The organism is Brucella rhizosphaerae (genome assembly GCF_002252475.1).
Taxonomy (GTDB): domain Bacteria; phylum Pseudomonadota; class Alphaproteobacteria; order Rhizobiales; family Rhizobiaceae; genus Brucella; species Brucella rhizosphaerae.
Genome location: NZ_NNRK01000034.1, coordinates 454,924 through 471,698 on the forward strand (window position 1 = coordinate 454,924; position 16,775 = coordinate 471,698).

Genomic DNA, 16,775 nt, shown 5'->3' on the forward strand with positions numbered 1-16,775 from the left:
CTATCAGTGCGACATCCGCGTTTTATGTTTGATGCGGATGTCTTTTTGTCTTTTGAGGCTGATGGTGGTCTGATTCTGACATTCGCATCGTCTGTTACATACGCGGGACAAGTGCCGAAATCCGAATGATCCCCGGCAAGTTTATGAATTTAGTGGATTTTTCGAAACTGACGTTTGGAGTAACCTCTCCGCCGACTGGAGCTTAAACGTCCAGCCGAGCCACATGGCATTTTCGCAATCTGTTACGTAGAGTAGTATTATTCTTATTTTCAGTATGTTAGGGTTGCAAAAGGCGCATATTTTATAACGCAACATTAATGTTCGGAAAGAATTGTGCGTTGCGATTCAAACGGTTTGAATATCAGCACAACCCGTTGTCGCATTTTGGCCAAATGATATCGACATTCAGGGAACCGAATACGGATACTGTCGTTCCCCTGAGATGAAAATTCTAAGTGCATTCAGTATCCGCCCGCCGCATTTAACTTATTCCCTTCGGAAAGGCTGTTAAGGCACATGCCGGAATTGTCTTCTTCGCCGTCTAATTCGTCCATTGCCGATCGCAAGACTTCGGATCAGATTCCGCCCGAACAACCTTCTCCGATACGTGCTCTTTATAAAAGCGAGGATGAGCTGCGAGAACTCGCGGCCACCGTTGCACGTGGGGAAGAGCTGGAATTGCCCGGCTATCAGGCTTTTGAGTTCGATCAGCGCCTGTCTGAAAATGGCAAGCTGATCCTGCATGCTTACCGTTCGTCCGATGCGGCTTCTCGCGCAGGCGAGACGATAACGCCGGCAGCGCAGTGGCTTCTCGATAATCATTATCAGATCGACAAGACGGTCCAGCAGACACGTCGCGATTTGCCGCGCAAGTTCATTCGCCAGCTGCCGCCTTATGCGGCTCGTGTTGAAAAATATCAGGACATGCCGCGTATATTCGCGCTGGCATGGCTTTATGTTGCCCATACTGACAGCAATTTCTCGCTGAAATCGCTGACAGCACTCGTTCAGGGCTTTCAGACGGTCGAGCCGTTAAAGATTGGTGAGCTGTGGGCGCTGCCATCAGCTGTGCGCTATTTCCTTATCGAGAATGCGCGTCGTCTGGCGCTGCGCGTTGATCGCGCGCGCAATATGCGCAATCTCGCAAATACCGCCGCAGATCGCATCGTTGTTGCGGCTGATGGGGATGAGCTCGACACGGTTCTCGCGCAATATGCGCAAGCCGCACGCGACAGCACATTTGCCACGCATCTGCTCTATCGCCTGCGCAGCGCCTCGACCGACACATCGGCCGCGGCAAGCTGGCTTGAGCACATTCTTGAGCAGGAAGGCAGCAATCCCGAAGACGCTATCGTTGAAGAACATGCCCGGCAGTCGACGGGCGGCGTCACGATGGGCAATGCCATTCGCAGCCTCAAAACCATCGATGATATCGATTGGGAAACCTGGTTTGAAACCGTCAATGAAGTCGATGCGATCCTGCGCGATCACAGCGATTTCGAGCTTCTGGATTTCCGTTCGCGCAACGCCTATCGCGTGACGATTGAAAAGCTCGCTCGTTTTTCGAATATGAGCGAAATCGACATCACCTGGGCTGCACTCAAGCTTGCGGAAGACAGCAGGTCCGCCGGACCAGCAGATGCCAACGGCACCGAAGGCAAAGGCTCTATCGCCTATTATCTTTCAGGCGAGGGGCGTTCCGAGCTTGAAAAGGTTTGCGGCTACAAGGCGCCATTCGGCGTCAAAGTCCTTCGTTTCTATCGTAATCTGGGCCTATTGGGCTTTTTCATCCCAACGGCCATTTTCACGATTCTGATCCTTCTGACGGTCAATTACTGCATGAGCAGAGCAGGCCTTTCGGCTGATCTGCGTACCCTGTTCACGCTGCTCGCACTTTTCCCGGCAATGGACGCGTCTTATTCGCTGTTCAATGCGCTGGTGCCGTGGTTCGTGCAGCCGACGCGCCTGATCGGCTTTGAATATAAAGAAGGTTTGCCCATTGAGGCGCGCACGCTTGTTGCCGTGCCGACGCTTATCAATTCGCGTGATTCCATCGATGAACAAATCCGCAATCTCGAAGTCCATTATCTGACCAATCCACGTGGCGAGATTTATTTCGCACTCGTCAGCGACTGGGTGGATGGCAAGCAGGAAATCACGCCTGCGGATATGGAAATATACGAATATGCGCGTGATGAAGTTGCCAAGCTGAATGAACACTATACCGGCGGCGAACAACCGCGTTTCTTCCTGCTTCACCGCCGTCGTCTGTTTAATGAAAAACAGAGCTGCTGGATGGGCTGGGAGCGCAAGCGCGGCAAACTTCATGAGCTGAACCTGCTGCTGCGTGGCGATCAGGATACGAGCTTCTTCCCACCGGACGAGCGCCTGCCGAAAGACGTCAAATTCGTCATGACGCTGGACGCGGATACGCGACTGACGCCAGAATCGGTCACCAACCTTGTTGGCAAGCTCAGCCATCCATTGAACCGTCCGGTTTTCGATGAGAAAACCGGTAAGGTCGTTCGTGGTTATGGCATTTTGCAGCCGCGCGTGACGCCATCGCTGACAACAGGCGACGAAGCTTCGTTCCTGCAGCGTGTTTTCTCGGTTAATCGCGGCATCGATCCATACGTTTTCGCCGTTTCAGATTCGTATCAGGACCTGCTCGGTGAAGGCAGTTTCACGGGTAAGGGCCTCTACGACATTGATGCTTTTGAGATCGCGTTGAAAGGCCGGGTGCCGGAAAACACGCTTCTCAGCCACGATCTGCTCGAAGGCGGTTATGCCCGTGCAGCACTCGTCAGCGATGTCGAAGTCGTAGAAGATTATCCAACCGGCTATAATGTGGACGTGTCGCGCCATCACCGTTGGGCGCGTGGCGACTGGCAGCTTCTGCCATGGCTGTTTTCGACAGGCCGTGGTGTCAGCGCGATCACACGCTGGAAAATGGTTGATAATCTGCGTCGTTCGCTCAATCCTATTCTGTGGCTGGTTGCGGCCATTATCGGCTGGAGCGTGCTGCCAATCGGACCAGCTGCTGTCTGGCAGGGCTTCCTGATCATCAGCATGTTTGTGGCGCCGACCTTTGGCATCGTCACCAATCTTATTCCGTCAAATATGGACTATTCGCTCAAAGGCCATGCGCAGTCGGTTCTGACCGATATTGCACTGGGCACGGCGGACGTGGCCCTGCGCACGACCTTCATTGCGCATTCTGCATTCCTGATGGCTGATGCGATTGCACGTACGATTTATCGCCTGTTTGTCTCGCGTCGCAATTTGCTCGAATGGCGTACAGCGGCACAGGCGAAGTCCGCCCCCGACACACTTCTGTTCTATTTCCAGATGATGTGGCCAGCTATTGTCATTGCGGGCATTGCGATTTTCATGCCGCTGGCTGCTCAAAGCCATGCTGCAATGATTGCAGCACCTTTCGCTGTGATCTGGTTTGCCTCGCCCTTGATTGCCTGGCTCGTCAGCCGTTCTGCCAAGCCGCAGGACACGCTGGAAGTATTGTCCTCCGACAAGTCGGCTCTTCGCCGTTATGCACGCCGCACCTGGCGTTATTTCGCCGAATTCACGAATGAGGAAAACAATCATCTTCCGCCGGACAACTTCCAGGAAGATCCAGCTCCGATTGTTGCGCAGCGTACGTCGCCAACCAATATCGGCGTTTATTTTCTCTCGGTGATTGCGGCGCGTGACTTTGGCTGGATTGGCTTTACCGAGACGCTTGATCGCGTTGCGGCCACCGTCAACACGGTTGAGAAGATGGAGAAATATCAGGGCCATCTCTATAACTGGTATGAGACCAATACGCTGACGCCGATGCGTCCGCTCTACGTGTCTGCCGTGGATAGTGGCAATCTCGCTGGACATCTTGTGACGCTCTCGTCGGCGCTGGAAGAATGGGCAGAAGCACCATCGGTTTATCTCCAGGCCGATCTCGACGGTATTCTCGACGTCAACGATGTGCTTGAGGAAACGATTGCGGGCATCCCGGATGATCGCCGTATCCTGCGGCCATTGCGCCGTCGTCTGGAAGAGCGGATCGCCAATTTCCGTCGTGCTGTGCGCACCATCAAGGAAGAGCCGGAAACGGCATCCTTCCGCACCATCAATCTGTCGCTTTTCGCGACCGATATTGTGCGCCTGATGGAAGAACTCGACAGCGAGATCGAAACCCCTGCAAGTGCGGAAGCGCGCGAGTGGGCCTATATTCTCGTTGAAACCTGCAAGGCCCATACCGACGACTCGATGGGCGAGCACAACACGGACGAGTTGCGAGAACGCCTGCGTGATCTTGCATCACGGTCGCGTCAGCTGGCCTTTGACATGCAGTTCGGCTTCCTTGAGCGCAAAGAGCGTCGGCTTCTGTCGATCGGCTTCCGCGTGCAGGAAAACGAGCTGGATGAAAGCTGCTACGATCTTCTGGCATCAGAAGCCCGTCTTGCGAGTTTGTTTGCCATTGCCAAGGGCGACGTGCCGGTTGAACATTGGTTCAAGCTTGGCCGTCTTCTGGTGCCGGTCGGCTGGAAGGGCGCTCTGCTCTCCTGGTCCGGATCGATGTTCGAATATCTGATGCCGCCGCTGGTTATGTCCGAGCCACTTGGTTCGTTGCTTGATCAGACCAACAAGCTCGTTGTGCAGCGCCAGATCGATTACGCGACTTCGCGTGGACTGCCATGGGGTATTTCGGAAGCGGCATTCAATGCGCGTGACGCGCATATGAATTACCAGTATTCGAACTTTGGTGTACCGAACCTCGGCCTTCAGCGTGGCCTGTCGCGTAACGCGGTTATCGCGCCCTATGCAAGCTTGCTGGCATCCCAGTACCAGCCTGCCGCAGCCGTCGCCAATCTGAAGCGTCTGGAAAAGCTCGGTGCTCTTGGTCGCTATGGTTTCCACGATTCCGTGGACTTCACGCCATCGCGTGTTCGCGAAGGTGAAACCTGTGCGGTGGTGAAAAACTATTATGCCCACCACCATGGCATGTCGATTATCGCGGTCAATAACGTGATCTTCGAAGGCCGCATGCGTGAACGCTTCCATTCCGATCCGGTGATCGAAGCAGCTGAACTGCTGTTGCAGGAAAAGGCACCGCGCGAAATTCCGATGATCTATGCGAAGACGGAAAATCCGATGCGCGTGGATTCGGGCGGTTTCGACGATGCGCCGATGCGTATTATCGATGTGCCGTTCAAGGCTCCACGCACAACGCATATGATGTCGAATGGCCAGTATGCGCTGATGGTAACGGCGAATGGCTCCGGCTACAGCCGCTGGCACAATTGGGACATCACCCGTTTCCATGCCGATGCGTCGGAAGACTTGCAGGGCACGTTCCTGTTCCTGCGCGACATGGAAAGCGGATACTGGTGGTCTGCGACGGGCGAGCCGGTACGCAATCCTGAAGAAGAAACCAAGACTGTCTTCACTGAAGACAAGGCGGAGTTCTACAAGACTGCCGGTGACATCAAAACGGTCATGGAAGTGATCGTTTCGTCAGAATCTGATGGTGAAGGCCGCAGGCTCGATATCATCAACACCAGTGCGCGTGATCGCGTGATTGAAGTCACGTCCTATTCCGAACTGGTGTTGACTGATAGCGACAGCGATGCAGCGCATCCGGCTTTTGCCAAGATGTTTGTTGAAACCGAAATTGCGGACAATGGTTCAACCATTTATGCGAAACGTCGCAAACGCGCACCGTCCGATCCCGATATTCACGTCGCGCATTTTGTGACGGATTTGTCTGGCTCTGTTCGAGAAACGGAAGTCGAAACCGACCGTCGTGCTTTCATCGGTCGTGGTCGCTCACTCCGCGATGCCGCAGCCTTTGATGATGGTGCAACCTTCACCGGAAGCCAGGGCTGTGTGCTTGATCCGATAGCATCGGTACGCACACGCGTTCGCGTTCCTGCGCATAAGAAGGTCAGCCTTGTTTTCTGGACCTTTGCAGGTGGAAGTCGCGATGCGGTTGAACATGCGGTCTCGATGCATCGTCATCCGGAAACCTTTGCGCGCGAATACTCGCTGTCATGGACGAGTTCGCAGGTGCAGCTCTATCATATCGGCATCAAGCCAGCCGAAGCTGCTGACTATCAGAAGGTTGCAGCCTATCTGCTTTATCCTGAACGCACCTTGCGTCAGCCACCCGAAACGATAGCAAGCGGCCTTGGCAAGCAGTCTGATCTCTGGCCGATGTCGATCTCGGGCGATTATCCGGTCTTTGCCCTTCGCATCGATAACGAAGCCGATCTTGATGTGCTGCGTGGCGTGCTGCGCGCGCAGGAATACTGGCGCAGCAAGGGCCTGACCGTTGACGTTGTTGCGGTCAATGAACGCGCATTCTCCTATGCGCAGGATACGCAACGCGCCATTGACTGGATCGTTGAAGGCTTCCGCGCTCGTGGCGGCGGACAGCCGCATATCTTTGCGGTTCGTCGTGATCAGATGAGTGAAGAAAGCTACAACACGCTTCTGGCTTCTGCTCGCATCGTGATGCATGCACAGAACGGTTCTCTTGCCGAACAGCTGCGCCGTAGCGAGGAAATCACGGTTGATCTTGCCGCGCGTAGCGACGCCAAAACACCGGCTACTGCTCAGCAGGGTTTGGGTGCCGCAGGGCTTGCACCTATTGCACTTGAGCGCGGCACGGAAGAGCGTCGTCTGATTGCAAAGCCAAAGCCAGTCACGCGTCCCGCACCAACGGGCGATGATCTCCAGTTCTGGAACGGCTATGGCGGTTTTGCCGAGGATGGCAGCTATGTGGTGCGGATCAATAATCGCACGACCACGCCGCATCCTTGGATCAATGTCATCGCCAATCCGGATTTCGGGTTCCATGTTTCGGCCGAAGGATCGGCCTTCACCTGGGCTGGCAACAGCCGCGATTATCAGCTCACCCCTTGGGCGAATGATCCGGTTACAAACCGTCCGGGCGAGGCTATCTATATCCTTGATCGTGAAACGGGCCGCAGCTTTGCACCGACGGCAAATGTCCTGCGCGATGAAGCTGTCACCTATGAAGCGCGCCATAGCCATGGCTATACGACCTTTGCGGCACAGCATGGTGAACTTGCGCTGGAACTCACCCATATTGTCGATGCCGAAAAGCCGGTTCGACTTTCGCGTCTGACGATTACCAATAAGGGCCGGTCGAAGCGCAAGCTGCGTGTCTATGGTTATGTCGAATGGGTTCTGGGCAATGCCCGCGCCAAGAATGTGCCTTTCATCGTGCCGTCGCAGGATGAAGAACTCGGTGCGCTCTTTGCAGGCAATCCATATCATCCCGACAAGTCCGGTCAGGTGGCATTCTTTGCCGCAACTGAAAAACCGCAATCGGTTACTGCCGACCGTGGCGAGTTCATCGGTTCGACAGGATCGGTCGACAAGCCGGAAGTTGTGCTAGCTGGCAAGGCGCTTTCAGGCACAGTTGAAGCAGGACGCGATCCATGTGCGGCGCTGGCGCTTGATATTGAGGTTGGTCCGGGCGAAAGCCGCGAACTGGTCTTCCTGCTCGGCAATGCTGCCGATCAGGAACAGGCAAAAGCGCTCGTCGCAGAAAGCCGCAAGGTATCTTTCGATGACAAACTCAATGCTGCTCGCAAGCATTGGGAGGGGCTGTTCAGTCGCGTTCAGGTCAAGACACCGGATCCCGCATTCGATCTGCTGATCAATGGCTGGCTGCCATATCAGGCGATCGCCTGCCGTATATGGGCACGTGCTGCCTTCTATCAGGCAAGTGGCGCCTTCGGCTTCCGCGACCAGTTGCAGGATACGCTATCGCTTCTGCTCATTGATCCGTCATTGGCTCGTGCGCAGATCCTCAATGCGGCCTCGCGTCAGTTCCCGGAAGGCGACGTACAGCATTGGTGGTTGCCGGCGACGGGTGCTGGCGTGCGAACACTGATCTCCGACGATGTGGTCTGGCTTGGCTATGGCACATCGCTCTACGTGGAAACGACCGGTGATCGTGCAATTCTTGACGAGAAGCTGCCATTCCTTGAGGGCCGCAAGCTGGAAGAAGGCGAGCATGATGCGTTCTACGAGCCGCAAATCTCGAAGAACACGGAAAGTCTCTATGAGCATTGTGCACTGGCGCTCGATCTTGCGATTGAACGTACTGGCAAACACGGTCTGCCGCTGATCCTGGGTGGCGACTGGAACGATGGTATGAATCTGGTCGGCGTTAAGGGCGAAGGCGAAAGTGTGTGGCTCGGCTGGTTCCTTGCCTACACGCTGCGTCAGTTCATCCCGATAGCGGAATCACGCAAGGATGCGAAACGCGCAAAAGCATGGGAGAAGCATCTCGATAGCCTGACCAAAGCGCTTGATCGCGATGGCTGGGACGGCGAATGGTATCGTCGTGGCTTCTTCGATAACGGTGCGCCGCTCGGCTCGAAAGACAGCGACGAATGTCAGATCGATGCTATCGCGCAGTCATGGAGCGTATTGTCTGGCGTTGCCGATCCAAAGCGTTCGGAGCAGGCAATGGCTTCGCTTGAGAAATATCTGCTCGACGATCAGGGCGAATTGCTGCGTCTGTTCACACCGCCTTTTGACAAGACGGTGCAGGAGCCTGGCTACATCAAGGGCTATCCGCCCGGCGTTCGTGAGAATGGTGGTCAGTACACGCATGGTGCGACATGGGCCATTCTGGCACTGGCTCGCATGGGCAAGGCCGCAGAAGCGTGGCGTCTGTTCTCGCTCATCAGCCCGGTCAACCATGGACGCAATCCGGATGTCTACCGCGTTGAGCCCTATGTGATTGCAGCCGACATCTATTCGGTCGAACCGCGTCGCGGACAAGGTGGCTGGACCTGGTACACAGGTTCTGCTGGCTGGTTCTACCGCGTGGCAACGGAAGGCATTCTGGGGGTCACCAAGCGTGGCGACCGTCTGCATTTTGATCCCGCACTGCCACCTGAATGGGACGGTTATGAAGCTGATCTGCGCTTCGGAGATGCGACCTATCACGTCAAGGTGGTGACAGGGGCCAAGACGAAAGCGATCAAGCTCAATGGGCGTAAAATCACCAAGCCCGATGAAGGGGTTGCGATCAAACCCGATGGTGAACATGAGATCATTGTAGAGCTTCCCAAATCTGAATGAAGCATTTAAAAAGGCGGGTGAAAACCCGCCTTTTTCTTTGCTGTAATTCACCAGGGGTGATTGCAGCATATGCTCATGCAATGGAGGCCGTCATGGCCAAAACCGATATCGCACGGCGCGTCTATAACCACACATGGAAGCTCGATCCGATTGTCCGCAGCCTGCTGGATACGGATTTTTACAAACTTCTGATGTTGCAGATGATCTGGGGTCTCTATCCCAAAGTGGATGCGACCTTCGCCCTTATCAATCGAACAACCTCGGTGCGTCTTGCTGATGAGATCGATGAGGGTGAGCTGCGCGCGCAACTTGATCACGCGCGCACACTGCGTTTCAGCAAAAAGGAAATGATCTGGCTGGCGGGTAACAGCTTTTATGGCCGCAAGCAGATTTTCCAGCCGGAGTTTCTCAACTGGCTGCATGATTTCCAGCTTCCCGAATATGATTTGCGCCGCAAAGACGGTCAGTATGAGCTGCACTTTCATGGGCCATGGTCGCACACGACCATGTGGGAAATTCCAGCGCTTGCGATCATCAACGAGATGCGCTCACGTGCTGCAATGAAGAACCTTGGGCCTTTTTCACTCGATGTTCTTTATGCGCGCGCCAAAGCCAAGATGTGGAGCAAGGTCGAGCGGCTTCGTGAGTTGCCGGACCTCAAGATTTCGGATTTTGGCACCCGCCGCCGTCACTCATTCCTGTGGCAGCGCTGGTGTGTGGAAGCCCTGAAGGAAGGTATCGGCGGAGCATTCACCGGCACCAGCAATGTACTTCTGGCGATGGATAACGATCTTGAAGCGCTCGGCACCAATGCGCATGAATTGCCAATGGTGCTGGCAGCGCTTGCCAATACGGATGATGAGTTGCGCAGCGCCCCTTATCGGGTGCTTCAGGATTGGAACCGCTATTATGGTGGTAATCTTCTGATTGTTCTGCCCGATGCTTTCGGCACGGCAGCGTTTTTGCGCAGTGCACCGGATTGGGTCGCCGACTGGACCGGCTTCCGTCCTGACAGCGCCCCGCCAATCGAAGGCGGCGAACGCATCATCGAATGGTGGAAGTCTCGCGGCAAAGACCCGCGCGAAAAACTGCTGATTTTCTCGGATGCTCTCGACGTTGACACAATCGAGCAAACCTATCGTCACTTCGAGGGTAGGGTCCGCATGAGTTTTGGTTGGGGCACGAACCTTACCAATGATTTTGCCGGTTGCGCGCCAACCACCATTCATGGCCTCAAAGCCATATCACTGGTTTGTAAGGTGATTGATGCCAACGGACGCCCGGCGGTCAAGCTTTCCGACAATCCGCAGAAGGCGACAGGCGATCCCAAGGAAGTTGAACGTTATCTCAATTTCTTTGGCAATGAAGAGCGTGTGGAGCAGCTCGTTCGCGTGTAATGAGCTGCGCGCGCAGAGCATATCCAGCAAAGTTGCGTAGCGGTTTTGCGTTGGATGATGCCATAAACCAAACAGATAAAGCGTTTCCCTTCGGTGCAATTAAAAAAGGGAAACGCTTTGGCTTTACTCCATCAGACGGGCAGTGCCGGACAGGCGAATGGATTCGCCACGCACAAGGCCGATTTCCGCCCGGAGATGTGACGGAACGCCCATATCTTCGCCCTGAAACACTTCAATAGACCCGTCATGGGGCCAGCCTAAATCACGCAGATAGGCAGCAAAGGCCGCTGTGGATGCGCCCGTGGCCGGGTCTTCATAAACCCCGCCTGAGGCAAAGGGATTGCGGCTGTGAAAGCGCTGTGGCGTTTCAGAGTGCACCAGAAGGATCGTGGTCCAGCCCTGCCGTTTCATCAGAACCCGTCCGCGCGGCAGATCATAATGCATGGCCGCCAGTTTCTCGCGGGAGCGCAACGCTAATACGATATGATCTGCACCGGCATGGATCAGTGCAGGCGGAATGCCCGGTGCCAGATCATCTTTCTCATAGTTGAACAGCGCAAGCGCTTGCTCGATCTCGATTTCAGATGCAGCACGATTGCGCGTTCCGGGCGATTGAAGGCTGGCTGAAAACAGATCGCCTTCCTTGCGGCCCTCTACGCTGATGTCGGAATGATTGAGCTTTAATGCAAAACGCCCGTCACCCTCGCGCATGGCAAGTGCCGCACCCAGTGCAATCGTGGCGTGGCCGCAGAACGGCACTTCCATTTCGGGCGCAAAATAGCGCACGCGCCAGCTGTCTCCTTCCGGCATGGCAAAAGCCGTTTCCGAAAAGCCAACATCCTTGGCGATTTTCTGCATTTCCTCGGCTGAGGGGAGTTTTTCAGAAATCAGTACACCGGCGGGATTGCCGCCCTGATTGCCTTGCGAGAAGGCTGCTATGCGCAAGACGTCCAATGATTTGTCCTTCGCCAATTTTCGATTCTCTCCCGCCCGTCCCCTATAGAAAGCGCGAAATGCGTCGGGTCAAGGGCAATACAGGTCGATGTCGTTTTGTGCCCGTCTATCGGCTTGCTGATACGATCAGAAGCATTGGACGCTCCACCTCGTCGCGCAATGCGGGCATGGCTTCGATTTGAGCGGGTGTCGGGCGCCATTCTTCAAGATTTTTGACGGCGAAGCCTGCTTCGATCAATGCATTGACAGTCGTGCTCAGGCGGCGGTGATATTTAATGACACCTTCGGCAAGCCAGTCAGTGCGTCTTTCGCCTTCGACAGAATAATGATCGACAGGCCAGTGTTTGCTCTGGTCTTCATCCACAATCCAACCGGGCTTTAGCGGTGCCATGAAAATCGGATGTTCGATTGTGAAGATAAAATGAGAACCGGGACGAAGCGCCTGATGGATCGTGTTGAGCAATCGGGGAAAGTCACGGATATAGTGAAAGGCCAGCGAGCTATAGACCAGATCGAAACGTGCTTCTGGCAGTTCCAATGTCTCCATATCTGCTTGCACATAGTGGATCGCATGGTCCTGCGTGTCATGCCGCGCGCGTTCGAGCATATTTTCCGACAGATCGTAACCGGTGACGGAGGCTGCACCCTGTTCGCGGGCAAAACGAGAAAACCACCCAAAACCGCAGCCCAGATCAGCAATGTCTTTGCCAGATAGATCAGGTAGCAGCGAGCGGATACAGGGCCACTCCGGTGCACCATCCAATCCGTATACTGAGCGTGGTAACTGGCTATAGGCCGAGAAAAAGTCCGTGCGGTCGTAAATATTCTGGGCCATGTTTATGCTTTCCTGCTTTGGATGACAGCATTGGCCCGGAGGATTGAGAAATCAATCCCGCATTTCTGTCGCCCACGGCGGATTAGCGCTAGCGCGGGAAACAGTGACAGCTGCAGCGCGAACACCCAATGCCACAGCTGCGTGAATCTGATCTTCGTCGAGATTGGCCACCGCATCCTTCGTCAGCAGTCCCTGATTATGCAGGCTTGCGAGAATACCTGCATTGACAGTGTCGCCAGCCCCCACCGTATCCACGACATCCACCTTCACGCCGGGCACGCGAACGGTTGCATTCGCTGTGTAGGCATCGGCACCGTGCGCGCCCTTGGTGATAACGATCAGCTTGGGGCCCAGCTTGAGCCATTCGGCTGCAATCTCGTCGTGACTGCCTTTTTCACCGAACCAGTCGAGGTCCTCGTCTGAAAGCTTCACGATATCCGCAAGCGCGATCATGCGCTTCATGCGGGCGAGATGTTTTTCGCGGTCGGTGATGAAACTCGCGCGAATGTTCGGGTCGAGGAACATCACGCGCTTTGATGCCTCACGCGTCATCAGTGTTTCGTAGACGCTGCCGCATGGCTCGGAAATCAGGCTGATGCAGCCAAAAAGCAGTGCGTTGATTGCATCGTCTATCAGCGGTATGTCGCCTTCGGAAAGCATACGCAGCGCCGTGTTCTCATCATAGAAGGCATAGCGTGCCTGTCCGTCTACGAGGCGCACAAAGGCCAGCGTCGTCGGACGGTCGGAGATCGCTGAATAGGAATAATCGACATTCGAGCGAGCAAGCGTGTCCCTTAGTACCTCACCGAAGAAATCCGATGACAGGCCCGAGAAAAATCCAGTCGGAACACTCAGCCTTCCGAGCGCGATGGCAGTATTGAAAACCGAGCCACCGGCAAAAGGCACAAAGGCTGTTTCGCCTTCGGCTGTCTCGCGTGGCAGCATATCAATCAGGGCTTCACCGCAGCATAGGATCATAGGGACAACTCGGCTGTTAGAGCATTTCCAGCAAAAGCGCGAAGCGACTTTGCGCAGGAGAATGCGTAAAAACAATTTTTAGAGCAGTTTCAATCTTACGTGGAACGGCTCTAAATCGATTGAAGGTGCGAGCATAAACACAAAAGCACGGTGTTGTTCAACACCGTGCTTCTGAAAATAGGTTAGACGTGCTGACCACCATTGATATGGATTTCCGAGCCGGTCACATAGGACGAGGCTTCGGAGCAAAGATAGTAGATGGTTTCAGCGACTTCGGAGGTCTTGCCAAGGCGTCGCATCGGCAATTGTTCCACCAGCTTTTCCGTACCAGGTGACAGGATTGCGGTGTCGATTTCGCCCGGCGCGATTGCATTTACTCGGATGCCATGCGGGCCAAAATCGGAAGCCATTTCGCGGGTAAGGGCCGCCAGTGCTGCCTTGGACGTTGCATAAGCCGTGCCTGCGAAGGGATGAACACGGCTGCCTGCAATGGAAGTTACATTGACCACCGAACCCTGTGCCACTTCCAGTTCCCTGAACAATCCGCGCGCCAGCATAATTGGTGCCATGAAGTTTACCTGAAACACATCGCGCCACACAGCCATAGGCGTTTCAATGGAGTTCAGACGACGACCGCCTTCTGCTTTCGGAGAAATGCCGGCATTATTGACGAGCGCATGCAGTTTGCTGCCATTGGCTTCCAACCTGCGCCGGATTTCAGCAATGGCTTTGCCGATATCTTCCTGATCGGCCAGATCAACCTTGATATGGTCTTCCGGTCCTGCTGGCCACGGGCAGTTTTCGGCGAAGTCCTGACGCGAGCAGGTGATGACGCGCCAGCCAGCACGCGAGAAGCGCTTGACTGTGGCATGACCAATGCCGCGACTTGCCCCTGTCAGCACAAGGGTCTTACGTTCCGCATCCGCGTTGGGAGCATCAGATCGGGACGTATCAGTGTGGGAAACTGTAGACATGAAAACCTCACTCTCAATCCTTGAATAGACTAAGCCGCTCAGGATTTCGAGGAGAATTAGCAGCCGGCAATGCGGGGTGCTTCACTTGATCGCGAGGGCAGGCCGGTCAATGACCGGCCTGGCTCTCTTACTGCGTATTGCCCATGATGATATCGAGCAATGTTGTTGAATCACGCTGCTGTGGCGGCGGTCCGCCCACATTGCCGGGAGGCATGGGCGCACCATTGTCATTTACCGGATAATTGGCTGGTGTTCCGTTCGACTGAGCTGGCTGTTGTCCTGATTGCTGAAGGGTATTGCGGGCAGGAGAATCTGGTGCCGGTGGCCAATAGCCGTCATCCCCATTGCCTGCAATGGGCTGATCTCCATAGCCCCCCTGAGGCATCATGCTCGGATCATATGGAACATTCGGATCGATACCGTCGCTGCCGCCGGGCACAACGTTCTGAATATCGTAATGGCCGGGCAGTTCTGCGACTGGCACACCCTTATGGGCTTCCTTCATGAACGCCTTCCACGCGGCAACAGGAAGTGTGGAGCCGAAGACACGCTTCATGCCCTTTCCATCGTCATTGCCGAACCAAACGCCTGTGGTGAGGTTGGCAGTATAGCCGACAAACCACGCATCGCGGAAATTCTGGCTGGTGCCGGTTTTACCGGCTGCAGGCCAGCCAAAGGCCGCACGCTTTGCTGTTCCGTCTTCAACGGTACGGCGAAGCATGGCATTCATCATGCCGACATTGCGTTCGTCGATCACGCGCGGGCCGACGCCATCTTCTCTCTGGTACAGAACCTTGCCTTCGGAATCCGTGATCTTCGTGATGAAATAGACCGGCGCACGATAACCACCATTGGCAAACGGCACATAGGCGTCTGTCAATTCGAGCAGGGAGACTTCCGAGGTACCAAGCGCCAGCGAGGCATTGGGTTCGAGCTTCGACTGAACGCCAAGGCGGTGGGCGGTGTCGATCACGGTTTGCGGGCCAACTTCCATAACAAGCTGTGCCGAAACGGAATTGAGTGAGTGAGACAGCGCTGTCGCCAGTGTCACCTCTCCCATATATTTGCCGTTGTCGTTGCTCGGCGTCCATTTGCCGATCCGCACAGGCGCGTCGTTGCGCACTGAGTCTGGCGTGCGACCCTGTTCAAGCGCCGTGAGATAGACAAAAGGTTTGAAGGACGAGGCTGGTTGACGGCGTGCGTCGGTTACGCGGTCGAACTGGCTGGCGGCATAATCATAGCCGCCGACCAATGCGCGCACAGCACCCGTACCGTCGATGGAAACCAGAGCCGCCTGACTGACATTCAACTTTTTGCCGTTTGCGGAAATCTGATCCTTGATCGCTTCTTCACCAGCACGCTGCAAATTCAGATCGACAGTGGTTTCAACAGTGATGTCGGTCTTTGTCTCTCCAATCAGCGTTGGGATTTCTGCTACCACCCGGTCAGCAAAATAGTTTTCAGAGCCTTGCCAATACGAGGCCGCGCGTGTCGGCGGCTCACTTTCGGCGATAGCAACCTGACGGTCATCAATCATGCCTTCCTCGCGCATGGCACCGAGCACCAGCTTGGCGCGGGCACTGGCCGCTTCCGGATCACGCGCAGGCGAAAGACGGGATGGAGCTTTCAGAAGACCGGCAAGAGTTGCCGCTTCCATGAGGTTCACGTCTTTGGCGGATTTTCCAAAGTAGCGTCGCGATGCAGCGTCGACGCCATAGGCACCCGAACCGAGATAGACGCGGTTCAGATACATCTCCAATATCTGATCTTTGGTATATTTGTGCTCAAGCCAGAGGGCGAGCATCACTTCCTGTACCTTACGCTCAAGCGTACGGTCGGGCGATAGGAAGAGGTTCTTGGCAAGCTGCTGCGTGAGCGTCGAGCCACCCTGAACAGCACGGCCCGAGGTCACATTTGTTACGATCGCACGGGCAAGACCGATCGGATCGATACCGAAATGCGTTCTGAAGCGGCGGTCTTCAATCGCCATAACAGCTTGCGGAATGAAGGGTGACATTTCATGCAACCCGACTGCTTCACCGCCCGTTGTGCCGCGATTGGCAATGAGGTTGCCCTGCACGTCAACAATACGAACATTCGGCGGACGATCTGGAATGGTCCAATCTGTTGTCGGAGGCATTTTGGCTGCGAAGTAGACGAGCATACCGGCGAAAGCGATCCCGCCCCAAAGACCCAGCACGAGACACCAGTAGAATGCACGGCGAACAAACCCGAAAAAGCCGCCACGCTTTTTAGATGTGCGACGCGAACCGCGAGGCTCGCGATCTTTCGGCTGTTTGCTTTTACGTTCGGGACGGGCCATGCGCTCCTCCTCATCGACGCGAAACACGTCCTCTTCCTTTTCCTGCGGTTTGCCGAAGGAAGGTTCGATACGTCCGTTTCTGCCGTCTCGCGATGCCATGTCGTTTCAGATCCGCCCAGCTGCTCGTTGGTTACTCGTTTGTAACCCGCTTAATTCATCAACCCGTATATATCGAGCGCGTTTATCGCCTGAAG

At 55.2% G+C, this 16,775-nt stretch carries 7 protein-coding genes; 2 read left to right on the top strand and 5 right to left on the bottom strand.

Annotated elements, in window-relative coordinates; genetic code table 11:
- Positions 1 to 516 precede the first annotated feature (516 nt).
- Both CEV32_RS19285 and pncB read left to right on the top strand, forming a co-directional pair.
- Positions 517 to 9,120 carry a GH36-type glycosyl hydrolase domain-containing protein gene (locus CEV32_RS19285; protein ID WP_094578722.1) on the top strand — a complete coding sequence of 2,868 codons (8,604 nt, stop codon included), beginning with the start codon at positions 517 to 519 and terminating at the stop codon, positions 9,118 to 9,120.
- Positions 9,121 to 9,212: 92 nt separating this feature from the next.
- A complete protein-coding gene (gene pncB, locus CEV32_RS19290) occupies positions 9,213 to 10,517 on the top strand; it encodes a nicotinate phosphoribosyltransferase (RefSeq protein WP_094579173.1) in 1,305 nt (434 codons plus the stop codon).
- A 123-nt stretch (positions 10,518 to 10,640) separates the two neighbouring features.
- On the opposite strand, the gene CEV32_RS19295 is transcribed toward pncB, so the two are convergent.
- The 5 genes from CEV32_RS19295 to CEV32_RS19315 all read right to left on the bottom strand — a co-directional run bounded on the left by CEV32_RS19295 (position 10,641) and on the right by CEV32_RS19315 (position 16,680).
- Entirely contained in the window at positions 10,641 to 11,471 is an 831-nt protein-coding gene (locus CEV32_RS19295; protein ID WP_094579174.1) for a PhzF family phenazine biosynthesis protein, read from the bottom strand.
- Positions 11,472 to 11,577: 106 nt separating this feature from the next.
- Positions 11,578 to 12,306, bottom strand: coding sequence for a class I SAM-dependent methyltransferase (locus tag CEV32_RS19300; RefSeq protein ID WP_094578723.1), 729 nt, complete (start codon positions 12,304 to 12,306; stop codon positions 11,578 to 11,580).
- A 51-nt stretch (positions 12,307 to 12,357) separates the two neighbouring features.
- Positions 12,358 to 13,284 (bottom strand): carbohydrate kinase family protein, encoded by a 927-nt coding sequence (locus tag CEV32_RS19305; protein ID WP_094578724.1) that lies wholly within the window; start codon positions 13,282 to 13,284, stop codon positions 12,358 to 12,360.
- Between the two features lie 182 nt (positions 13,285 to 13,466).
- The gene (locus CEV32_RS19310) at positions 13,467 to 14,258 is read right to left on the bottom strand and encodes an SDR family NAD(P)-dependent oxidoreductase (protein ID WP_094578725.1); all 792 of its coding nucleotides are present in this window, start codon (positions 14,256 to 14,258) and stop codon (positions 13,467 to 13,469) included.
- A 127-nt stretch (positions 14,259 to 14,385) separates the two neighbouring features.
- Entirely contained in the window at positions 14,386 to 16,680 is a 2,295-nt protein-coding gene (locus CEV32_RS19315; protein WP_094578726.1) for a transglycosylase domain-containing protein, read from the bottom strand.
- Positions 16,681 to 16,775: the final 95 nt, after the last annotated feature.